General features: G+C 63.7%; 18 protein-coding genes, 1 tRNA gene and 1 pseudogene. 13 read left to right on the plus strand and 7 right to left on the minus strand.

The genetic code is table 11. The features are described from left to right. Nucleotides 1-215 precede the first annotated feature (215 nt). From PHI64_RS19115 to PHI64_RS19130, 4 genes and pseudogenes are all read left to right on the plus strand, one after another. A pseudogene (locus PHI64_RS19115) lies at nt 216-326 on the plus strand (IS5/IS1182 family transposase); the annotation flags it as partial. A gap of 351 nt (nt 327-677) precedes the next feature. Further along, entirely contained in the window at nt 678-1,475 is a 798-nt protein-coding gene (locus PHI64_RS19120; protein WP_299886362.1) for an ABC transporter substrate-binding protein, read from the plus strand. Then, the gene (locus PHI64_RS19125; RefSeq protein WP_299886365.1) at nt 1,444-4,728 is read left to right on the plus strand and encodes an EAL domain-containing protein; all 3,285 of its coding nucleotides are present in this window, start codon (nt 1,444-1,446) and stop codon (nt 4,726-4,728) included. The genes PHI64_RS19120 and PHI64_RS19125 overlap by 32 nt, the downstream gene beginning before the upstream one ends. A 464-nt stretch (nt 4,729-5,192) precedes the next feature. Then, nucleotides 5,193-5,269: transfer RNA gene (locus PHI64_RS19130), tRNA-Met, on the plus strand. Between the two features lie 423 nt (nt 5,270-5,692). Here PHI64_RS19130 and PHI64_RS19135 read toward each other — a convergent pair. The 5 genes from PHI64_RS19135 to PHI64_RS19155 all read right to left on the minus strand — a co-directional run bounded on the left by PHI64_RS19135 (nt 5,693) and on the right by PHI64_RS19155 (nt 11,774). Next, nucleotides 5,693-5,923 (minus strand): hypothetical protein, encoded by a 231-nt coding sequence (locus tag PHI64_RS19135; RefSeq protein WP_299886368.1) that lies wholly within the window; start codon nt 5,921-5,923, stop codon nt 5,693-5,695. A 161-nt stretch (nt 5,924-6,084) separates the two neighbouring features. Beyond that, nucleotides 6,085-8,922 carry a hypothetical protein gene (locus PHI64_RS19140; RefSeq protein ID WP_299886371.1) on the minus strand — a complete coding sequence of 946 codons (2,838 nt, stop codon included), beginning with the start codon at nt 8,920-8,922 and terminating at the stop codon, nt 6,085-6,087. 429 nt (nt 8,923-9,351) lie between these two features. Then, nucleotides 9,352-9,564, minus strand: a complete 213-nt coding sequence (locus PHI64_RS19145; protein ID WP_299886374.1) for a DUF3820 family protein — start codon at nt 9,562-9,564, stop codon at nt 9,352-9,354. Next, nucleotides 9,561-10,577, minus strand: coding sequence for an LLM class flavin-dependent oxidoreductase (locus PHI64_RS19150; protein ID WP_299886377.1), 1,017 nt, complete (start codon nt 10,575-10,577; stop codon nt 9,561-9,563). The genes PHI64_RS19145 and PHI64_RS19150 overlap by 4 nt, the downstream gene beginning before the upstream one ends. Before the next feature lie 18 nt (nt 10,578-10,595). Beyond that, entirely contained in the window at nt 10,596-11,774 is a 1,179-nt protein-coding gene (locus PHI64_RS19155; protein ID WP_299886380.1) for a methyltransferase, read from the minus strand. Between the two features lie 346 nt (nt 11,775-12,120). Here PHI64_RS19155 and PHI64_RS19160 point away from each other — a divergent pair, with 346 nt between their 5' ends. From PHI64_RS19160 to PHI64_RS19170, 3 genes are read left to right on the plus strand one after another with little or no spacing between them, the layout of a single operon-like run. Further along, nucleotides 12,121-12,564 (plus strand): YeeE/YedE family protein, encoded by a 444-nt coding sequence (locus PHI64_RS19160; protein ID WP_299886382.1) that lies wholly within the window; start codon nt 12,121-12,123, stop codon nt 12,562-12,564. After that, nucleotides 12,561-12,974 carry a DUF6691 family protein gene (locus PHI64_RS23635; protein WP_366945224.1) on the plus strand — a complete coding sequence of 138 codons (414 nt, stop codon included), beginning with the start codon at nt 12,561-12,563 and terminating at the stop codon, nt 12,972-12,974. Before PHI64_RS19160 ends, PHI64_RS23635 begins: the two co-directional genes overlap by 4 nt. Before the next feature lie 18 nt (nt 12,975-12,992). Next, the gene (locus PHI64_RS19170) at nt 12,993-14,018 is read left to right on the plus strand and encodes a glyceraldehyde 3-phosphate dehydrogenase NAD-binding domain-containing protein (protein WP_299886388.1); all 1,026 of its coding nucleotides are present in this window, start codon (nt 12,993-12,995) and stop codon (nt 14,016-14,018) included. A 12-nt stretch (nt 14,019-14,030) separates the two neighbouring features. On the opposite strand, the gene PHI64_RS19175 is transcribed toward PHI64_RS19170, so the two are convergent. Continuing rightward, nucleotides 14,031-15,197, minus strand: a complete 1,167-nt coding sequence (locus PHI64_RS19175; RefSeq protein WP_299886391.1) for a Do family serine endopeptidase — start codon at nt 15,195-15,197, stop codon at nt 14,031-14,033. Between the two features lie 68 nt (nt 15,198-15,265). On the opposite strand from PHI64_RS19175, the gene PHI64_RS19180 reads away from it, so the two are divergent. Beyond that, nucleotides 15,266-16,012 (plus strand): Nif3-like dinuclear metal center hexameric protein, encoded by a 747-nt coding sequence (locus PHI64_RS19180; RefSeq protein ID WP_299886395.1) that lies wholly within the window; start codon nt 15,266-15,268, stop codon nt 16,010-16,012. 17 nt (nt 16,013-16,029) lie between these two features. Here PHI64_RS19180 and PHI64_RS19185 read toward each other — a convergent pair whose 3' ends face one another. Then, complete coding sequence (locus PHI64_RS19185; protein ID WP_299886397.1) at nt 16,030-17,793, minus strand: hypothetical protein; 1,764 nt, start codon at nt 17,791-17,793, stop codon at nt 16,030-16,032. Nucleotides 17,794-17,988: 195 nt separating this feature from the next. Between PHI64_RS19185 and PHI64_RS19190 the strand changes: the two genes are divergently transcribed. From PHI64_RS19190 to PHI64_RS19210, 5 genes are all read left to right on the plus strand, one after another. Beyond that, on the plus strand, nt 17,989-18,540 hold the full coding sequence (locus PHI64_RS19190; protein WP_299886399.1) for a DUF2889 domain-containing protein: 552 nt from the start codon (nt 17,989-17,991) through the stop codon (nt 18,538-18,540). Between the two features lie 291 nt (nt 18,541-18,831). Next, on the plus strand, nt 18,832-19,992 hold the full coding sequence (sucC, locus tag PHI64_RS19195; RefSeq protein ID WP_299886400.1) for an ADP-forming succinate--CoA ligase subunit beta: 1,161 nt from the start codon (nt 18,832-18,834) through the stop codon (nt 19,990-19,992). 11 nt (nt 19,993-20,003) lie between these two features. After that, nucleotides 20,004-20,897: a succinate--CoA ligase subunit alpha gene (gene sucD, locus PHI64_RS19200; RefSeq protein ID WP_299886403.1), complete on the plus strand. Its 894-nt coding sequence runs from the start codon at nt 20,004-20,006 to the stop codon at nt 20,895-20,897. A 182-nt stretch (nt 20,898-21,079) separates the two neighbouring features. Beyond that, nucleotides 21,080-21,841, plus strand: coding sequence for a protein phosphatase 2C domain-containing protein (locus PHI64_RS19205; protein WP_299886406.1), 762 nt, complete (start codon nt 21,080-21,082; stop codon nt 21,839-21,841). Nucleotides 21,842-21,865: 24 nt separating this feature from the next. Next, complete coding sequence (locus tag PHI64_RS19210; protein WP_299886409.1) at nt 21,866-22,546, plus strand: FHA domain-containing protein; 681 nt, start codon at nt 21,866-21,868, stop codon at nt 22,544-22,546. Nucleotides 22,547-22,627: the final 81 nt, after the last annotated feature.

Raw genomic sequence — 22,627 nt, forward strand, 5'->3', positions numbered from 1 at the left:
CCATCCAGCCCCAACTGCCGCCCAGCCTGCAATCGAACTCCCCAAAAATTACGCACGAAGCCCGGAAAGGCCCGCCAATCAAGGGAAGTCGATTCCGTCAGGGGGCACCAATAAAGTCAAGCGCTTAGGTCAACTCTTCGGGGTTGGCCTTTTTGTTTTTGGCTTCGTGCGGCTTTGTTGCACAAACCCACTGTGCCAACGGGTAGGCTCTGGCCATGAGTGAAGGCAGGCGCCCGCGGGGCAGATACAAGACGACAAACTGGGCCGACGACAACGCGGTACTCAAGGCCCAAGTTTCGCTGATGGTGTGGCTGGACACCGACATGTAGTGGTACGCCCCGGCCACCGGCCTGCTGGGCTTCAGCCTGTTCCTCGACCGGCTGCAACACCTGTTCGTCCGCGCCACCTGTGCAGGCTATCCGTTTGCGCAGCGGCACCTGGCGCTCGAGCCCCTTGAAGAGGTCGCGGCCCGCCACGGCAAGGGCTTCGCCAGCGGGCGGGGCGGTCAAGGTGAAGCAGGGACCGGAAGCAACGCGCATAAGGTCACGCCGGGTCTGAGAGACAGGCCGCGCTGGCTGGTCCGGGCACCTTTGTTTGCATAGAATATGCAGATCTTTTATCGCTTGTCCCATTTTGATCCTGCCCATGGCGCCCTTCGCCCAGCCCGGAAAGCAACAATGAAACGCGTGCTCGCGGCGGCCGGGCTGATCGCCATGGCCAGTGCGGGTCAGGCAGCGGGGCACCTCGAGCGGGTACTGGCTGCTCGCGAGATGCGGGTCTGCATCTGGCCCGACTATTACGGTATCTCCTACCGCAACCCCAAGACCCAGCTGCTGGAAGGCATCGATATCGACATGGCGCGGGCCCTCGCCCGCGACTTGAACGTGGTGGTGCGTTTCGTGGACAGCTCGTTCGCCCAGTTGATCGGCGACCTGACCCAGGACCGCTGCGACATCGCCATGTTCGCCATCGGGATCACCCCACAGCGAAGCGAAAAGCTGCGCTTCACCCGCCCCCACCTGATGAGCGACATCTACGCCATCACCACCAAGAGCAACCGGCGGATCAAGACCTGGGACGACATCGACAAGCCCGGCGTGGTGGTCGCCGTGGCCAAGGGTACCCTGCACGAACCGATCATGCGGGACAAGCTGCGCCAGGCCACCCTGCTGGTCACCGACACCACCCAGGGGCGCGAGCAGGAGGTGGAGTCGGGACGCGCCGACGTGTTCATGACCGACTTCCCCTTCAGCCGGCGCATGCTGGAAACGACCGACTGGGCCCGTCTGGTGGCGCCGGCCTCTACCTATCACCTGACGCCCTACGCCTACGCCATGCAGCAGGGCGACAACCCATGGCATGCACGGGTAGAGCAGTTTCTTGCCGACGCCACCCGAAACGGTCAATTGATGGACGCCATCCGGCGCCACAAGCTCGACCCCATTGCAGTGCCCGCCGGCGCCAGCAAGAACTAGGACCGCCCGCACTTTCGAGAACCACCTGACCCAGAGCTTCAACATCATCGATACCAGCCTGGTCCAGGCCGCCAGCGACAAGCTGGGCGGCACCGGCCTGTCCCGGCTGCTGCGCCACGCCCCCTACCTGCGCTCGATCAGCACCCTCGACGCAACAGGCCGGATCCACCTCACTTCCGACCCCCGCAACAAGGGCGTCCCTCTGACGGCGGACCAGTTCCTGCCCCCCGCCCCGGAGCCCGTCGAGATCCTGCGCGTCGGCCCGCTGCTGGGTGGCCACGACTTCCACGACGGCCACGCGCCCGGCAGCAGCGTACCGCTCTCAAGCTTCATCCCGGTAATCCGCGATGTGCGCCTCTCCGGCGAAAGCTGGATGAGTGCTGCCGCTTCGGTGAATGCTGATTACTTCCTCAACTTCTACAGCGCCCATTTGGACCCGCGGCAGGGCACGGTGGAGCTGCTCCGCTACGACGGACTGCTGCTGCTCGGAACCGACGAACAGGCGCAACCAGGCCGCCATGACGCCGACCAGGAGGTCCTGAAGCGGCTCGCGGCCTCGGAGATCGGCAGCTTCGAGGAGCAGCTGCCCGACGGGCGCACCACCCTGACCGCCTACCGGGCCTCCCGCGCCTACCCGCTGGTGCTGGTCGTGCGCCTCGACAAGGAGAAGGCACTCGAGGACTGGCGCCAGGAGGCAACCCGATCGGCAGGCATCGTCGGCGTCGTGCTGTTGGCCGCCCTCGCCCTGAGCGGGCTGTATTTCGCGCGCTTCGAGCGCCTTGCCCGGGAGCGGGAGGCCGACCAGGCGCGCCTGCGCATCGCCGCCATCGCCTTCGAATCCCAGGAAGGGATGGTCGTTACCGATGACGCCTACCGGGTCCTGCAGATCAATAAAGCCTTCACCACCATCACCGGCTTCACCGCGGCGGAGGTGATCGGCGGCAGCATGAATTTCATGAAGTCCGGGCTCCACGACAGCGCCTTCTACGCCAATATCCGGGAGCGGCTATACCAGCACGGCACCTGGGCCGGTGAGATCCTGAACCGTCACAAGGACGGTAGCATCCACCCCCATTTCCTGACCATCACCACGGTACGTGACGACGAAGGCCACCCGACCCACTACGTGGGCACTCTCACCGACATCACGGAACGCCGTCGCCTCGAGGCCGAGCGCGACGAGCTCAATCGGGACTTCGTGAGCTTTCTCGAGAACACGACCGACTTCATCTACTTCAAGGACACCGACAGCCGCTTCCGCTTCTGCAGCCAGGCCCTCGCCAGGATCACCGGGCACCGCAGCTGGCGCGACCTGATCGGCAAGCACACCCTTGACGTGTTCCCCCCGGATACCGGCCCGATTTACCACGGAGAGGAAATCGCCATCATCCGCGATGGCACGCCGCTGATCGACAAGACCGACCCCTACTACGATGGCGCAGGCCGGCGCGGCTGGATCAACAGCTGCAAATGGCCGATCCTTGATGAGGCAGGCAAGGTCACCGGCCTGTTCGGCATCAGCCGCGACATTACCGCGCACATGCGCACCGAGATCGACCTGCGGATCGCCGCCATCGCCTTCGAATCCCAGGAGGGCATGCTCATCACCGACGCCAGCAATACCATCCTGCGGGTCAATCGCGCCTTCACCGAGATCACCGGTTACTCCGAGGCCGAGGCGGTCGGGCGAACCCCGCGCCTGCTCCGCTCGGGCCGCCACGATCGCGACTTCTACGACTCCATGTACGCCAGCCTGCGCAGCACCGGCGCCTGGCAGGGAGAGATCTGGAACCGCCGTAAGAATGGCGAGATCTACCCCGAGTGGATGACCATCAGCACCGTTCTTGACGGTGAAGGCAATCCCAGCCACTACGTGGCCTCGCTCACCGACATCACCGAACGCAAGGAGGCCGAGAGCGAGATCCGCAACCTCGCCTTCTACGACCCCCTGACCCAGCTGCCCAACCGCCGCCTGCTCCTCGACCGGCTGCGCCACACCCTGGCCACGGTCGCCCGCAGCAAGCGTCACGGCGCCTTGCTGTTCATCGACCTGGACAACTTCAAGACCCTCAACGACACCTTCGGCCACGACATGGGCGACCTCCTGCTGCAGCAGGTCGCCGATCGCCTGGTCAGCTGCGTCCGCGAAGGGGACACGGTGGCCCGCCTGGGCGGCGACGAGTTCGTGGTGCTCCTCGACGACCTCCACCCGGTCGCCGCGGAGGCCGCCACCCAGGCCCGCATCGTCGGCGACAAGATCCTCGCCACCCTCAACATTCCCTACGACCTGGCCGGCCACGACTATCACTGCACGCCGAGCATCGGCATCACCCTGTTCGCCGACCACGAAGGGGCGAGCGACGAACTGATGAAGCGAGCCGACCTGGCCCTTTACAGCGCCAAAGCGGCCGGGCGCAACACCATGCGCTTCTTCGACCCGGAAATGCAGGCCGCCGTGAGCGCCCGCGCCGCCCTCGAAAAGGAGTTGCGCACCGCCCTGCAGCAACAGGAGCTGCGCCTCTACTACCAGCCCCAGGTCAACGAGCACGGCGCCATCATCGGCGCCGAAGCCCTGGTGCGCTGGCAGCATCCGCGCCTGGGCCTGGTGACCCCGGCCCGCTTCATCCCGCTGGCCGAGGAGACCCAATTGATCCATCCGCTCGGCCTGTGGGTGCTGGAAACCGCCTGCCAGGAGCTCAGGAAGTGGTCCGCCCTGCCTACCCGCGCCCACCTGGTGATCGCCGTCAATGTCAGCGTCCGCCAGTTTCGCCAGCCGTACTTTGTCGAGCAGGTGTGTACCGTCCTCGACCGCAGCGGCGCCGACCCGCACAAGCTCAAGCTGGAACTGACCGAGAGCCTGCTGCTCGACGACCTGGCAGACGTGATCGCCAAGATGACCGCCCTGCGCGCCCGCGGCGTCAGCTTCGCCCTCGACGACTTCGGCACTGGCTACTCGTCCCTCGCCTACCTGCAGCGCCTGCCCCTCGACCAGCTCAAGATCGATCAATCCTTCGTGTGCGATCTGGACGTCCATCCCAACGACGCGGTGATCGCCCGCAGCATCGTCGCCCTGGCCCGCAACCTGGGCCTCAGCGTCATCGCCGAGGGTGTCGAGACCCACATGCAGCGGGACCTCCTGGCCGGCCTGGGCTGCCCGGCCTACCAGGGCTACCTGTTCAGCCCCCCGCTGACCCGGGAGGCCTTCGAGAGCTTTGCCGAGGCGTGGGAAGCGGAACGCGAAGAACGCCCCTGACGTAGCTGCCCAACCCTACAGGTGGCTCATGCCCTGATGGCCTCCCTTTTCCCCAGGGGGCGCCAGGTTGTCAGGGAAGCCATGCCGGGCGCCAGCCACAGGGCCAGGGATGCAAGCAGGAGTTGCAGCCAGAACGCGTTGGTCCACTCCGCCCGGGGCCTCGCACGTTCGAGCCCGACGAAATCCGCACCCGAGCAGTCCTGTCTGTCCTTACGCCTGGCGGTCTCCGAGCCGGTGAGCGGTTTTGTCCCGGTGCAGCTTCCCCCTGCGTTGAAGGAGCGGAGCCACTGTGGGGGCCTGAGGGTGCTTGCGACTCGCACCCCCCTGATGAAGGGTGAAGGGTGAAGGGTGAAGGGTGAAGGGTGAAGGGTGAAGGGTGAAGGGTGAAGGGTGAAGGGGCGTATGTTGCGTTGCAAAAATAGTTTGGTGTTAAACACGAATTAGGGTATTATTCGTTTCTCAGACGCGGGGTGGAGCAGTCTGGCAGCTCGTCGGGCTCATAACCCGAAGGTCGCAGGTTCAAATCCTGCCCCCGCAACCAAATTTAAAAAAGCTCGGTCATTCATGTGATCGGGCTTTTTTGTTTTATCGCGCTTTTCCGGGGACGATGGCCTTGATGACTTGACGCTGTGCGGGCGCACTACGCAAGGGGCTCGCTTACCTGATCCTGTACCGACGGAGGCCAGGCCCAACATGGCATCGCCCATGGCGGGCCAGAGCAAGGAAATCAGTTGGTTTGGCAACTGCCAATCTACCAGGCTCGGGCCTGGTAACCACCACTTCCCCCGGAGCGTGCGAAGAACCTTTTTCGGAGGTCTGGGCGGTTTTCCCAGGGCTTTGTACAAGAAATCCGGCTTGGCCGAGAGGCTGCTCTCCGCGTCTCCTGATGCTGCCTGTCAAACTCATGAAATCCCACTGACACGGTTGAGGCTCTGGATCATGCCGGCTTGCGGGGGGCTGGTTTTCAGCGCAGGCTGGCCCAGCGTCGTCCTTGCTCTTGCTGCAGGCTCCGTGCGCGTGCCCGATTGACTTCCGTCTGGCGCTCTCCGAAGGCTTCTCTCTCCCGGGTGTTGCCCTGTGCCCCTTCGATGGAGCGAACGCATCTCCAGCGCTCTCCGGTCCGGGTCATCACCCGGCGCATGGCCTCGCGTGGGTGGTGTGTCATGCAGTGGTAACAGTAGACGCGATCCTTCATGGGTGCTCCTAATCTGTCGATCTGAAAACGAAAAAGCCGCCCGAAGGCGGCTGTGGGGTAGATCGTGGTACGCGGTTTGGTACAGGCGCCAGGGTGGATTTATCCTACGGCGCCTGTGTTACGGTTCAACCACCGCCTTCTGGGGGTTCAGTTTGTCCGCCCTACAGCGTCGAGAACTGTTTGGCCGCGCCCGCCGACGGGAGCTGGCCTTTGTACTTGTCGACCAAGTCGTGCAGGAACAGCATCGAGTCACCGGCCTTGCGCATGATGCTCGACGTGTCGGTCACTGCCTTGGCCGCGGTGGGGCCGTACCGGTCGGCGATCTCGATCAGCTGGGGGGACACCGCAGTGCGCCCAGCCAGCGCCTCCGACGCGGAGAAGTCGGCCTTGTCCTGGGCGGCACCTTCCAGCACCTCGTCGCTCACCCGCATGGCAGCGTCGAGCCAGTTGGGCGCGCTGCGGAACCCCAGGGCCGAGGCCACAAAGTTCTTGAACCGCTCCCACAGGGTCCGCCCGCGGTACCGCCGGCTCTGCATCCAGGCCTGGGTCTCCGGGTTGGTCAACGCGTAGGTGATGAACTCGTCGGGGCTGCGGGCCGCCTCGCGTACGCCGATCGGCAGTTCACCGGTGGCCCGGCTCACCTCGGCCTGGAACGCCTTCCAAGTCTCGTTGAACTGCGCGAGCGCCGCGGCGCCGGCCTTGCCGTCGGTGGCCCCATAACCGAAGAAGTCGTACCGCGACTGCAGGGCCGCGTGGAGCGCCTCGTGGAGAACCGTCTCCTCGTTTACCCCCACGTCGCTGCGCAGGTAGATCGTGACGCGCTTGTTGTCGCGGTCGAGCTCGGCCACGCCGTAGGCCGACGCCAGGATGTTGGGCACGCCCTCGGGGTAGTATTTGCCCGGCTCCACCACCTCGACCTGGACGGCGTCGGTCATCAGCGCGGAGAGCTTCTTGGCCAGCTGCCGGGCAGCGACGGAGCTGCCGCCGGCGGCGATCGCGTCCAGGGCGCCCTTGATGTCGCCGGCGACGAGGTTCTCGCGCAGATCGGCGTCGAGCGTGGGGCTCTTGGGCAGGTTGCTGCGCAGCCCCACCATGGCGCGCACAAAGGCCCGGCTGCCGGTCAGGGGCTCGATCCGACGAGCGGAGGTGGTCGGTGCGTCGTCGGGGGTGGTCCGCTCCGGTGCTACGTCTTGGGTGCCTCGCTGGAGGGTTCGGCGCTTGCGGACTTTGACCACTGGGCCTTTACTCGATTCGCCCGGTCCAGAGACAGCATCAGGCTGTGCCCCTTCTTCCGCAGTACGTCCTTCATCTCTTCCGGCAGCTGGTCCAACTTCAACTTGTCCACCGCCTTCTTCGCTTCGTCCCACTTGTCCATTGATTTCTTCCCGCAGTTGGCGCAGCACGCGCGTGTCGTACTTGAGGTCGCCGATGTTCATCAGGTCCGTGGCGAACGCCCGCTGCTGTGCCGGCGTCAGGCCGTCGAACCCTTCCCCCCACAGCGTAGCAGCTTCTTCGACCAGCGGCTGCATCCGGGCTTCGGCTTCTTCGTGCAGCTCCATAAAATACTGGATGATCTGCTCGTTGCTGTAGCTGCTAGGCATCCCGAAGTGGTCCACCAGGCGTCGCCGCAGCGTGCGGCCGTTCTCGCCGGTGAGCAGCTCCAACGCGGCCATCACGGCGTCGACGTCGCCGGCGACGATCCGTTCGACCGCGGCATCCAACGTTTCCGTTTGTTTGGCGAGAACGGCCGCCTCTTCCTCTTGGGCTTCCTGGGCTTCTAGTTTGGTGGTGTACTCTTTGCCGCCGAGCGCCATAGCGAAGTCTCGCAGTGTTCGCTCGGCCTTGCGGGCCGGGGTGTCCGAAGACAGCACGTCCATGGCCTTGATCATGAGCCCCCTGCGGACCGCGTCGCCCTTGCGGGTGATGCCCTTGGTCCGCAGGTAGCTGCCGGCGCGCGCGTACAGCTCAGGATCCGCAGCCCGACGTCGGTGCAGCTCTTGCTCGGCGTCGCGTTTCGCCTTGATATCCTCAGTGGCGGCGACGGCCGCCCCAGAATCCGGACGGTTGCGCATCGAGATGCCGCCGAGCTCCAAGTCACGGTCGACGACCTCGTCGTTGTTGCTGTAGTCGTCCGGCATCTCGGCCGACATGTCCGCAGCGGACGCCTCCGATTCCGGATCGATGTCCAGTCCAAGTGGTGCGGATTCGGGTTCGGCGCCGACGATCTCCACGGTCTCGTCGGCGGCGTATGCCTTGCCGGTCTCCCGCTCGGCAGTGGACGCCTTGTCACGCTGAGCGACGACGTAGCCGTACTGCATCAGCAGTGATCGTGCTGTCTCGTGTGACACGCCGACCTCCCGCCCAATCGCCCGCATGGAGTCCCCGGCCATGAACATCTTCACAGCCTTGGCGTGCTTCGGATCTTCGATGTCCTCCGGGGCGACCTGAGCGTTGTCGGTCGTGGCGACTTTCGTCTTGCGCTTCTCCAACTCCTCCGGGGCCAGCCAGGACACCTGGCCGTCCTTCACTACCCTGGCGTGGCCGGCGGCGAGGCGCTCTTCATCGGTGAGCTCCACCGGTGTGATGTTCGCTTTCTCCGCCAGGCTCTGCTCCGCGGTCTTCACCGGGATGTCCGGACCCTGTTTGACGTCACGCAGCTTGGCCGAGAGTTCCTTGTAGTCCGCGATGGTCTTGTTTCGTTGGTTCCACTCGTCGCGGACTACAGCGGCGCCCGGCACCCCCTCGGCGACGGCTGCGTTGAGCTCTGCTTCAAACTGGCGCGCTTTATCGCTCTTGGGGGCCTTCGGAGCTGCGGGCGCCTCGGCGTTGGCTGACGCTACGCTCGGAGCCTTCGGAGCCTTCGGAGCCTTCGGAGCCGGCGTGCTTCGCGCCGGGAATTCAACGCTGTTCGCCAACGGGCCGCCGACAGGGGTCGCCGGGCTGGTGTTGCTGAACGGGACCGGACGGGTGGCGGGGGGGCGGTGTTCGTCCAGGCGCATCCCGAGGGCGTCCGCGCGGACCTGGTCAGGCCGTGTAGCGCCGATGACCGGCGCTTGGAGGCTCCCAGAAAACGGGATCGGCGCTGAAGCGGGCGTACTCCGAGCGCCGGTCGTCATACCCAGGGCGTCCACCCCAGGGCCGAAGAGCTCCGGTTGCGCGGGGCTCGGCGTCCAGTTGGCCAGGGGGCCTACCACCCCAGGACTTGTTTTGCGGGTTTGCCGGACACCCGCGAACGCAGCACTCAGGATTTGGTGCCGCACTCGCTGGGGCGGAGGTACAGCCCTTCCGCGTCGAAGTGCTCCTCGGGTTTGATCGTCTTGACGAACTGATCAGTCAGCATGCGGCCAGGAGGACATCGCCACTGCGAGGGTTGTGGATGAATTTTCCACGTTCAGGGTGACGTGCCGCTGGATGATGCACCCGTTTTTTCAGAGTTTGCGCAAGGGGTGCAGCAGTGCCCGCAGGTCGTTGTGATCCAGTTCGTACATCAAGGCCAGGAGTTGTCCGAGTGTCCCGGCCGGAAATCCCTGTCGGGCAAACCAGGCCAGGTAGCTCCCTGGCAGATCGGCCAGCAACTGGCCTTTATACTTTCCGTAGGGCATCACCACCGTCACGAGTCCTTGCAGGTCTGCCGGGGTCATGTCGCTGCTGTCTCCAGTGCGTCGCGGGCGTCCCTGGCAAGGCGCAGGGAGTTCAGCCGCAGTTCCGGATCAAAGATGTCGCTGACCAGCATCAGTTCGTCGGCCCCGGTGGCGGAGATCAGCTGTGCCAGACCTGTACGGAGTGTGTCCGGCCCGCCGACGACGGCTGCCGCCATAAAGCTTCTGATCGCAGCACGTTCGTCGGGCTGCAGACCTTCCATGAAGCCTTCCTCGGGAGGTTGCAGAGGGCGGCGATCTCCGCGCAGGATGCCCAGCACCCGTTGGTAGGTGCTGCTGGCCAGGTACTCCGCTTCGTTGTCTGTGGAAGCGCCGATGAGAGGGACGCCGACGATCACGTAGGGCCTGGCCAACTGCTCAGAGGGGCGGAAGTGGCTGCGATAGGTCTGAATGGCCTGCAGCAGCAGTCGGGGGGCGAAGTGGGAGGCGAAAGCATAGGGCAGGCCCCGCTCGGCTGCCAGATGAGCCGAGAACAGGCTTGACCCGAGGAGCCAGATGGGGACGCGGGTTCCTGCCCCGGGGACTGCGATCAGCCGCTGGCCGGGTTCGGCCGGCGCGAGCAGCTGCTGTAATTCGGCGACGTCCCGGGGGAAATCTTCTTCCCGCTCAATACGATCCCGGCGCAGGGCCCGCATGGTGAGGCCGTCCGTTCCGGGAGCGCGCCCCAAGCCCAGATCGATGCGTCCGGGATGGAGCTCGGCCAGGGTGCCGAACGCTTCGGCCACCATCAGGGGAGCATGGTTTGGCAACATCACGCCGCCCGAGCCCACCCGGATCGTCGATGTGCCCGCGGCGATGTGTCCCACCAGCACGGCCGTGGCAGAACTGGCGATGCCCACCATGTTGTGGTGTTCTGCGAGCCAGTAACGGGCAAAGCCCAGGTGTTCGGCATAACGGGCGGTTTCAAGGGCTGTGGCAAGTGCTTCGGCGACGGTGCCGCCCTCTCGGACAGCCACCAGGTCAAGGAAAGACAGGGGAATGGGAGATGGGGTCATGAGCTTTTCTTCATGGAGTCAGCGTTGACGTTCGGCGCTGATCAGCAGGTTACGGGGGGTCAGGTAACGGTCGCAGAAGTGGCCGAGGGTTACTTCAAATCCAGCCTCCTCGAGTCCGAGGGCGATGTCGAGGACCAGCCACAACTCCAGGCATTGGCGGAAGGTATGGCGTACCAGTTCGAGGCGGCGTACCTCCTGGCGCCGTGCCTCACCAACGGCGAGCCAGTGCTCCCAGTCCACCCGTGCGGGCAGCACGAGCCCCTGGCGTCGTGCGACGGCTTCGCCGTAACGGATGAAATCGCCGGAGAGCAGATGGGTTGGCATGGGAGGATAAGGCCTGACGGCTTCACCTTCCAGACTGTTCCGCAGGGCAATCAAGCCCTGTTTCCAGGCCTGATCCCGGGCGAGGCGCTGGCGCAGACGCTGGGGGGCGGTCACCGTTTCGGTGACGGCCAGGCGGAGGGCGCCGCCATCCATGGCCAGTCGGGCGTCCTGGTTGAGGGGCCGGTATCCCTCCTGGGCTCCCCGGTAATAGCAGCAGGGTGCGATCCGGTAGCCGCGGGCTCCGTCGGTGGCTGCGTGGCGAACCAGATGCCGATGCAATTCGCCGCAGGCATGGAGGGCGAGCACCTCCCGGCCCGGAACATGATCCCTGCTCTCTGGTGCCAGGGCATCGCCGCAGATCAGGGTCTGATTCGCCCGGGCCCGGGTGGCCAGATGGCGTCCATCCGCACACAGTCCGGCATCGATCTCCAGGGAATGGACTGCCCGGTTATCGGCGAGGGCGAGGCGTCGGCCCAGGTGTCCCTTGCCGGCGCACCACTCCAGCAGCGGTGCCGTGGTCGCGGGCACATGATTGGCGAAGGCCTCGATCTGCTGCCGCTTGCGCCCTGGTATGGACCAGTCGAAATGAACGCCAGCCGCGGGCCGGGTGCGGGCCGGCAGGGGAGGGAGGGTCTCAAGGGTGGGTAGTTCTTTCACAATGGGCAGCCAGCCGGCAAGCCATTGCCGGCTGGCTACGGGATCAGCGGCAAGATGATTCACCCGATCTTCATCCAGACTCAGCAGGGCTGCGCTGAGGTCCGGGTGCATCTCGCACCAGGTGGGGCGGGGCTGGTAAAAGGGCGAGGGACGCCACAGGGCTTCGTGGTGTTCGAGAAGGTGCTGGATCTGGAGGAAGCGCTGGCGGTGCTGCATTGGGTTTCTGTCGGGCTGCCGGATGGGCGGTAATCCATGAAAGAGGCCCATATGTCGGGCGGACATCATTAAACACCATAAATTGTGGGAAAACGGAAGCGCAGGACGCAGGGTAGGCCGCCTGGCCCGATGGTGAGGCAAGCCAGCCTGAAGCTGCGAAGGAGGCTGTTCGACTTTTCCTGATGATGGCCAGCAGACTTTATTCTCTGGAATCGTTTTTATTGATTTGCCGGAATGAATGAGCGGTCTTGGTCAGGCCCGGTTCGGGTCAGAGGGCGTCCGTGGGGTAAACTGGTGGGTTGGATCGCCGTTTAAAGTGATCTCGAGCGGATTTGGAGGATGAGGAATGAAAATCGACTGGGTCCATTTCACGCCCTGGGAATCCCTGGGCGGTGGAGCCTTGATTGGTCTGGCTGCGGTGGTCCTGATGGTGGGCTGTCGCCGCATTGCCGGCATCAGCGGTATTTTTGGGGAGGTCCTGACCGGCGCCCGGGATGGATTGGGCTGGCGGCTGGCCTTTCTGCTGGGGTTGTGTTCCGCCCCATGGTTGATGCCTGGGGTTGTAGAGTGGGGCGAGGGCCCGCGCTTTGGTATTTCCTGGCCGGCATTGTTCGTGGCGGGCCTGGTAACCGGGTACGGGACTCGTATTGCCCGGGGATGTACCAGTGGTCATGGGGTATGCGGTTTGTCCCGTCTGTCGCCCCGTTCCCTGGTGGCGGTGCTGTGCTTTATGGGGGCGGGTGTGGCCACCGTTACCGTGCTGCGTCTCGTATCAGGGGGGGCATCATGAGGCGCCTCCGAGAGTGGGGCCTGCCCCTTGTTGCTGGTCTTCTGATGGGACTGGGGCTGATGATTTCCGGCATGGTCCAGCCGGGGAAGGTCCAGGGGTTCCTGGATATAGGCGGTCTTTGGGATCCTTCCCTTGGATTGGTCATGGGAGGTGCCATTGCCGTCACCTTGCCGGTATTCCAGTGGCTGCAGCGACGGACTCCGGTGGTACCTCACGGCCCCATCGAGAGTCGCCTGATTGTGGGCAGTCTGCTGTTTGGCGTGGGCTGGGGATTGTCGGGCTACTGCCCGGGCCCTGCTCTGGTGACGGCCAGCAGCGGTAGCCTTGATGCTGTCGGTTATGTGGTGGCCATGGGGCTGGGCATGGGATTGGGACATCGTTTTGGCGCGCGGGAGCGGCCGGGTCCATAAATTTCTGGGAAGGGAGCCATGACGCTCAAGATCGCAATCAATGGTTACGGGCGCATCGGGCGCTGTTTTCTGCGTGCCCTGCTGGCCTCTCCGGTACGGTCGAATTTCAGGATCGTCGCGATCAACGAGCCGGCTGACCTGGAAAGCATGGCCTATCTGACCCGGTTTGATTCCACCCATGGTTGTTTTCCGGGCCAGGTGGATGTTCTGGGGGATGGCCTGTGCATTGATGGCCAGCCGATACGCGTGTTTCACGCGGACACCCCTGAGGGCGTCGACTGGGCTGCCCTTGAGGTAGATGTCCTGATCGAGGCATCAGGGCGCTACAGCCACCGCCACGAACTGCAGCGTTTCCTGACGGCGGGCTGCAAGCGGCTGCTCCTGTCGCATCCCGGCCAGACGGCCCAGGACGTGGACCGGACCGTGGTGTACGGCATGAACCATGAACTCCTGGATGGGCGCGAGAGCATCGTTTCGGCGGCATCCTGCACCACCAACGCCATCGTGCCGGTCCTGGCTTTGCTGGAACAGGCCTTCGGCATTGAGCAGGCCATGCTGACCACCCTCCATTCGGTCATGAACGACCAGCCCCTGATTGATGGCTATCACCACACGGACCTGCACCGCACCCGTTCGGCGATGCAGTCGATGATTCCGGTGGCCACAGGGCTGGCTCGTGGAGTGCAGCGTCTGCTGCCTGAACTGACCGGTCGGATCGAGTCCAAGGCGATCCGGGTGCCGGTGGTCAATGTATCCGCCATCGACCTGGTGGCGACGCTGAAGTGCAGCACCACGGTGGGCGAAGTCCGGTCATTGGTGAAGGGGGTGGTGGAGGGACGGGAGTCGGGGCGGATGGCGTACACGGATGATCCCCATGCTTCCATCGATTTCAATCACAGCTTCCACTCGGCCATCGTGGATGGCGGGCAGACCCGGATGAGCGGTGATCGTCTGCTCAATCTGCTGGTATGGTTCGACAACGAATGGGGGTTTGCCAACCGGATGATCGACGTGCTGGCGTACTGGGGCAAGCGGATGAGCTGAGCCGCTTGCCGTTCAGTCTCCCCTGGAGAGAGGCGGGCGACGGCCGATTTCTACCTGTACCTGAATGCCTTCCTTGCCGCGGCGCAGGCCGAATGCGGCCTTGCGTCCGGGGGCGAGTGCCGCAATGGCTTCGAGCATGGCCTGAGGATCGTTGACCCGGCGGCCTTCCACATCCAGCAGAACATCGCCGGGGCGTACGCCGGCCCGATCGGCGGGGCTGCCACGCATCACGCCGGAAATCAGGGTGCCTTCGGAGGAGGGCATGCCGAAGGATTCGGCCAATTCCTGGGTGATGGGTTGAACCTCGACCCCGATCCAGCCCCGGGTGACCGAGCCGTTGTGGATGATCTGCTCCATCACGTTGCGGGCCAGAGAGACCGGAATGGCGAAGCCAATCCCGAGCGATCCCCCGGAGCGGGAGTAGATGGCCGCATTGATGCCCACCAGGTTGCCCGCAGCATCCACCAGGGCGCCGCCCGAATTGCCCGGGTTGATGGCTGCATCCGTCTGGATGAAATCCTCAAAGGTGTTGATGCCCAGGTGGGTGCGTCCCAGGGCGGAGACGATGCCCATGGTGACGGTCTGGCCGACACCGAAGGGATTGCCGATGGCCAGAACCACGTCACCCACGTGAAGCTGTTCAGTGCGACCGAAAGTGATGGCCTTCAATTTTCCGTCGGACTGGATCTGCAGGACGGCCAGGTCGGACTCCGGATCCCGGCCGACGATGCGGGCCGGCAGCTTGCGCCCGTCGTTGAGGGCCACCTCGATCTCGTCGGCGGCCTCGATCACGTGGTTGTTCGTCAACACGTAACCTTCCGGCGAGACGATGACGCCTGAGCCAAGGCCTGAGGTACGTTGCTGCGGCCGATTTTCCAGACGGTCGCCAAAGAAGTGGCGGAAGAGGGGATCATTGGCAAAGGGGTGGCGCAGCGCCTTCACTTCCTTGCTGGTGAAGATGTGCACCACGGCGGGGAGGGCCGCCCGGGCGGCTTCGGCATAGGAGGCCATGGGGCGGCCGCCATCGCCCGCCACGGGCGCGGTGGCTTCTTGGATGGTGATGGAGGGCAGGGGGGTGCGCTGCTCACCGAGCCACTCGGGTTTGAGGGTGCTGATCACGAACAGGATCGCCACCGAGAGGGTGACGGCCTGGGTGAAGATCATCCAGAGACGATGCATCGTAGAATTGCTCACCGGCGCGCCAGGCAATGGGGCGCCAAAATGCCTGATATTGAGGGGGGACGGCCATGGAAAGAGCCGCATTGCAGCAGTATCTCGAGAACCTCCTGGAGGTTGCACGGTTCAAGGATTATTGCCCAAACGGGTTGCAGGTGGAAGGCCGCGCGGGAATCCAGCGTGTGGTCTGCGGGGTGACGGCCAGCCAGGCCCTGCTGGATGCTGCTGTTGCCCGTCAGGCGGATGCGGTTCTGGTGCATCACGGTTACTTCTGGCGTGGTGAGGATGGCCGCATCACCGGCCTGCGCCGCAGGCGTCTGGCGACCCTGATTACCCATGACATCAACCTGTTTGCCTATCACCTGCCCCTGGATGCCCACCCGGAGCTGGGGAACAATGCCCAGCTGGCGCGTCTGATGGGTTGGGAGGCGGAGGGGCGCTTTGGAGAGCAGGATATCGGCTGGCTGGGCCGTCTGCGCCAGCCATTGACCCTGGGCGCACTGGCCCGCCAGGCTGCGGCTCGTCTGGGACGTGATCCCCTGATGCTGGGTGATGAAAACCAGCTGGTTCGGCGGATTGCCTGGTGCACCGGTGGTGCGCAGGGCTACTTCGAGCAGGCTGCGGCCTGTGGTGTGGATTGTTACCTGTCGGGAGAGGCTTCCGAGCCCACGACCCACCTGTCCCGGGAGACCGGCGTGGCTTACCTGGGGTTGGGACATCATGCCAGTGAGCGCTACGGGGTTCAGGCGCTGGGGGCCCATCTGGCCGAGTGCTTCGGGCTTGAGGTGGAGTTTGTGGAGATCGATAACCCGGTCTGACGGGATCGATTTCTTGTTCAGGCGGTCGCGGAGTCCTGGTGTGGGTCGGGTCGGGGCTCCATGGCCACCAGGCTGAGATCCGAGGGGGGGCGGTAAGTACCCAGTTCGTCGTCGAGAATCGCCAGCAGCAAGAGTAGTTCTTCCACCACGACCAGAGGAAAGCCCTCTCGGGTCCCGTTTCGGTTGTCTCTCAGGATCTGGTGGATATAGACCTGGGCCTCCTGGGTGCGCCAGATGGCTTGCAACTGCTGGATGAGATGCGGCATCTGTTCGAGCGTGTCCGGCGCGCTCCGAACGGACTTGAAGTCGTTCCAGCCGATCATCTTCACATTGAAGGTCTTGTTCAGCTGGCGGGTCAGCACCTCGAATTCAGCGCGCATGCCCGCCACGTGATAGACCTCAAGCAGCTTGAGCCAGGGCTTGACCGCCTGGCGTGGGTTGTTGCGGATATAGTCAGCCAGGGTTTCGGCAGCCCCTTGGGTGCGTCCGAAGGACATCATGATCTCGGCCAGTTCGAGCGCCGAGTCCTGTTCGTCTTCCTCCGGATTGTAGGGGATTGGGTGAGCGGGGGCGGGTTCGGGTTCGCTCCAGTCGCCCGTGGTGTCCGGGGGGCGCCTGGCGTTGCTGGTCGTCGTCCGGGGCTGGGCCCGGGACTCCACCAGCGAGGCTCCTTCGGTCAGGGGGGCGTGGGAGGTCATGGGCGCCACATCATCGGCATCTGCAGGAAACATCCCGCGCCCGGGCTCTGTCGGAGCACCTGTTGGTCTGTCTTCGTTCCGCCGGCGACGTAGCCAGATCAGCGCGCCTCCGCCGATCACGGCTGTCAGGATTCCGATCAGGGTCTGGGTCCATCCCCCCATGTCCGCCCTCGGGGCGGCCGGTGATCCTTCCTCCGGGCTGGCTGGCGGCGGTGCTGCGGGCTGAGCCGGCGCTCGGGAGGGCGCTTGCTGGGCGAGTCGGTCCCGGAGCAGGGTCTGGTATTCCTCAAGGCGCCGGATTTTTTCATCCACCTCCAGTTGGGCGGCAATCCGGTCGTCGATATCGGCCAGGATCTTCTGTTCCTGGCGGGATGCTTCGCCGCTCGCCATAGGGGGCATGTCGCGGGGCGGGGTGGCCAGGTCGAGGCTCATGCGCAGGGGCTGGAGACCGGCTTCGGCGCCCTGGCCAATGATCAGGCGATCTTCGCGGCGTGGCAGGCGGGCGGAGGCCTTGGGGCTGTTGGCCGGCGGCGTACGGGCCCCCCGTGGTGACGCCGCGGTGCTGAGGGGGAGTGTGCCTGTGCGGGGTGCGTCCTGCCAGGACGCCCTGGCCTTCCTTGAAGGTCCGTCCATCGTTCCGGGGGCTGGGGTATTGCCCGGGGAAGACTGGAGTGCTTGCGGGAACGCTGCCTGCTCCCAGCTGATCCTGGCTGACCGCGGCGGTTGCAGGAGAATGGTGAAGTCCCGGCGGAGCTCGGCCCCGCAGCCCAGGCGGAGGCTGATCATGGCGACGGGATGATGGACCGGTTCGGTGGTGGTGAGTAGCACCCTGTCTCCGACAAGCTGGGTCCGGATGCCCGGTATCCACGGGATGTCGTCGTTACCTCCGGCGGGCGCACTGCGGATGCATTGGGCGTCCGTGCGTTCGTCGCCTGCCCTGAGCAGTTGCGCTTCCGCACGCAGGGGCTCTCCGAGGAAGGAGTGGGGCACCAGCTCTCCAACCCCGAGAGCGGCGACAGGGGTAGCGTAAGGGGCGAGGAGCGCCGCCAGCAGGAGCGGTAGGAACGTTGGTGCTGGGTGCATGCAGTGGCTCGAACTTGGAACCGGCCGGGTATCGTTGGAGAGCGTTCGGGGCATGCCGAAAGTGCGGTCTCGGCAGCGCTGCAGTATTCTAAAGAAGTTTCCAGGTCGCAGCAGGGCGTTTGTCCTGTCAATCTTCGCGACAAAGGGAGCGGACACCCGCTTTTTACATGCGTTTCGGTCTAATTCACTTTCGTCATGCCTCTTTCTGAGCCCAAAGCCGGACGCCAGCGCGTCCACACCCGCCGCATCGAGATCCAGGGATTCCTGCGTGAGGACGATCTCCTGGACCTGGAGGCGCGCCTCAGCGACATCAAGGATCAGGATTTTCCCCTGGCATCCGGGATGCGCAAGGGGGGGGACCCCATTCACGACCTTTTCATGCGTTTGACCATTGACAGGGAGTTCAACATCCTGGAAGTGGAGGCTTGCTCCGACTGGGTGCCCTACCCCGGAGGCTGTGACACCATTGGCCCGGCCTACCGGCGTCTCGTGGGGCTGAACCTGGTGCGGGGCTTCCGCAGGACGGCTGCCGAGATGTTCGCCGACGTGCGCGGCTGCACCCACCTCACCGAATTGCTGGCGTCCTTGCCGACCGCAGCCATCCAGATCATGGTGACCTTCCGCCGCGATGTGGAGAATTCGGAAGAAAAGCCCTTCCAGCTTGATCGCTGTCACGCCCTCGAGACCACATCTGCAACGGTGATGCGTTATTACCCCCGATGGTTCAGGGGCTCCCCTGTCGATTGACCCGGCATTTTCTGTGCGCTGCAGCGTGAAATCAGTGGTGCCGGTTGTTTCGTATATAATCACCCGATCCGTAGTCGGTCAGAGTCTGGAACAAACCGGACCCGGGCGGGTGCAGGATCGTCTTTTGCATGCCTGTCAATGAAGATCCGGTGTGCTCAAGAAAGAGCGGTGCGTACGCTGGACGAGGGAGAACGGCGTACTGTATCGCGGAGCGCATGTGTGCTCCGAAGAGTCCCATCAACCAAGCGTGAGCGGCCTTTGCAAGGCCAAGACTTCGATCGAAGGGCAACCATGAAAATTCACGAATATCAGGGCAAGGAAATCCTGAGAAAATTTGGCGTCACGACGCCGCGCGGCGTGCCGTGTTTCTCAGTCGATGAAGCAGTCAAGGCAGCGGAAACGCTGGGCGGCAAGGTCTGGGTCGTCAAGGCTCAGATCCACGCCGGCGGCCGTGGCAAGGGCGGTGGCGTCAAGGTCGCCAAGTCCCTGGACGAAGTGCGCCAGTACGCCGATCAGATCCTCGGCATGCAACTGGTCACCCACCAGACCGGCCCCGAAGGCCAGAAGGTGCGTCGCCTGCTCATCGAGGAAGGCGCCGACATCAAGAAAGAATACTACGTTGCCGCGCTGACCGACCGCGCCACGCAGAAGGTCGCCATGATGGCCTCCAGCGAAGGCGGTATGGACATCGAGGAAGTTGCTCACTCCACCCCCGAGAAGATCCTCAAGGTCTTCGTTGATCCGGCCGTCGGCCTGACCGACGAGCAGGCTCTGCTCCTCTCGAACGGTATCGGCGTTCCCGAAGGCTCCACTGCCCAGGCTGTGGATACCCTCAAGAAGCTGTACACCACCTACATGGAAACCGATTGCTCCCTGGCGGAAATCAACCCGCTGATCCTGGAAGGCAACGGCACCATCAAGGCTCTGGACGCCAAGTTCAACTTCGATTCCAACGCCCTCTACCGTCATCCCGAAATCGTCGAGTTCCGCGATCTGGATGAAGAAGATGCCGACGAAATCGAAGCCTCCAAGTTTGATCTGGCCTACATCTCCCTGGACGGCAACATCGGCTGTCTGGTGAACGGTGCCGGTCTGGCCATGGCCACCATGGACACCATCAAGCTGTTCGGCGCCGAGCCGGCCAACTTCCTCGACGTGGGCGGCGGTGCCACCACCGAGAAGGTGACCGAAGCCTTCAAGATCATGCTCAAGAATCCCAAGGTCAAGGGCATTCTCGTCAACATCTTTGGCGGCATCATGCGCTGCGACACCATCGCCACTGGCGTGGTCACCGCGGCCAAGGAAGTGCATCTGTCGGTTCCGCTGGTTGTCCGCATGAAGGGCACCAACGAAGAGATCGGCAAGCAGATCCTGCGCGATTCGGGCCTCCCGATCATCGCTGCCGACACCATGGCCGAAGCGGCCCAGAAGATCGTCGACGCGGTCAAGTAAGGAGTTAGCGAATGTCCATTCTGATCAACAAAGACACCAAGGTCATCACCCAGGGGATCACCGGCAAGACCGGTCAGTTCCACACGGAAAAGTGCCAGGAATACGCCAACGGCAAGGAATGCTTCGTTGCCGGCGTTAATCCCAAGAAGGCTGGCGAGAAGATCTTCGACATCCCCATCTACGCCTCCGTCAAGGAAGCGGCCGCCGAAACCGGCGCCACCGTGTCCGTGATCTACGTGCCGCCCGCTGGCGCTGCTGCCGCCATCTGGGAGGCCGCTGAGGCTGACCTGGATCTGGCCATCTGCATCACCGAAGGCATCCCCGTCCGGGATATGCTCGAAGTGCGCAACAAGATGAAGAAGAAGGTTGCTGCCGGCGGCAAGGAAACCCTGCTGCTGGGTCCCAACTGCCCGGGTCTCATCACGCCCGATGAAATCAAGATCGGCATCATGCCGGGTCACATTCACCGCAAGGGTCGCATCGGCGTGGTTTCCCGCTCCGGCACCCTGACCTACGAAGCTGTTGCCCAACTGACCGAAATCGGTCTGGGCCAGTCTTCCGCTGTCGGTATTGGTGGTGACCCGATCAACGGTCTGAAGCACATCGACGTGATGCGCATGTTCAACGACGATCCGGATACCGATGCGGTCATCATGATCGGCGAAATCGGCGGTCCTGACGAAGCTGAAGCTGCCATGTGGTGCAAGGCCAACATGAAGAAGCCGATCGTCGGCTTCATCGCCGGTGTGACTGCCCCCGCGGGCAAGCGCATGGGCCATGCGGGTGCGCTGATTTCCGGTGGTGCCGATACGGCCGATGCCAAGCTCGCCATCATGGAAGAGTGTGGTTTCACCGTGACGCGCAACCCGTCCGAAATGGCCAAGCTGCTGAAGGCCATGCTGTAACTGGCTTTTTTGCCTGCAAAACCGCGCCCCAGCTTTGCCGGGCGCGGTTTTTTTTGGTTGTTCGATGCGTGTCCTGTTAGGGATAAAATTCCTGCTTCCAGTGAGTCTTGGCAGGTGGCTGCCGGGGCATTTCCCTTTCGTTTCCTTTTGTGTCCGTCCGGATCTTCATGGTGAACGAGCACATGTTTGTCTGGCGCATGGCGGGTGCTTCCCATCCTGGGCGGGTTCGTTGTCGTAACGAAGATCACGTTTGCCTGGATGAGCCCCATGGGCTGGCTGTTCTGGCGGATGGCATGGGAGGGCATGCCGGCGGGATCGTGGCGTCACGTCTGACGGTGCTGGCCTGGATGGAGTACATGCAGCAGGTTGTCACGAGTGGGCGTCCCGGTGAGGACGACCTGCGGGCTGCCTGTACCTGCGCCAACCGTGCGGTATGTCACGCCGCTGCGGTCGAGGCTGGATTGCGTGGCATGGGCAGCACGCTTGCTGGAATTCATGTCACCCAGTCCGGACAGGTGTTCATCTGTCATGTGGGCGATTCGCGGGTCTACCGTTTGCGTGCCCTGGGCTTGCAATGTCTCACACGGGATCACAGCGTGTTGCGCGAGCAGGTGGACGCGGGCATGATTGCCGAAGAAGCGGCAGGTGCCTTTGCTCTCCGCGGGTTGCTGACCCGGGCGATCGGTGCGGAACCTGAAGTCTTGCCGGATGTGACAACCGGGTGGGCCAGGGGCGGAGACGTTTATCTGTTGTGTTCCGATGGCCTGACCGAAATGGTGGCGGAGGCGGATATCGCCAGGGTGCTGGTGGACCTGGGGATGCATCCCAGGCTGGCCTCGATCCGTCTCGTCGAGATGGCCAATGAACGGGGCGGGGTGGATAATGTATCGGTGGTCGTGGTCTCGTCCCTGCAGGGTCACAGGCCTCAGGGAAGTGTCGAGTAAAGCTGGATTCGGATAGGAACAGGAATGCCCAGGTTGATATTGAGCATGGATGGTCTGGTGCTGAAGGAAATGCCCCTGGAGAAGGAACGCACGACCATCGGCCGCAAGCCTCATAACGACATCCAGATCGACAATCTGGCCATCAGCGGTGAGCATGCTGCCATCGTCACGATTCTGAATGATGCCTTTCTGGAGGACATGAACAGCACCAACGGAACCTATGTGAATGGCCAGCCCATCAAGAAGCATGTGCTCAAGCACAATGATGTGGTGGAGTTGGGGAAATACCGCATCAAGTATTTATCAGACGCGGCGGTGCCCTTGTCCGAGCAGGACGAAGCCGTTGCCTTTGCCCGCACCAGCATTGGCCAGGCGGCCCCCCTGGATGAGGCGCCATCTGCTCCTGAGTCCATTCCGTCCGCGGTGCCTGCAGTTCTGGGCATGATCCAGATCCTGAGCGGCACCCACGCCGGTCGTACGCTGGAGTTGTCCAAGTCCCTGACCACTCTTGGCAAGCCGGGGACTCAGGTCGCGGTGATCACCCGCCGGCCCCATGGCTATTTCATTACCCATGTGGAGGGTACCGTATTTCCGACGGTCAACGGCCACGCCCTGGATGCCCAGGCCCATCGACTCAATGACCACGACATCATTGAGATTGCGGGCGTCAAGATGGAGTTCTTTTCCCAGCCTCAGGCCGCATGAACAGGCTATGCATTTTGTTTTTCGTGGGTGAGTTTTTGCTGCCGGCGTGTTCCGCCGGCCTGTATCCTGAGCGGGTTGCTG

Source organism: Zoogloea sp., assembly GCF_028689785.1.
Classification (GTDB): domain Bacteria; phylum Pseudomonadota; class Gammaproteobacteria; order Burkholderiales; family Rhodocyclaceae; genus Zoogloea.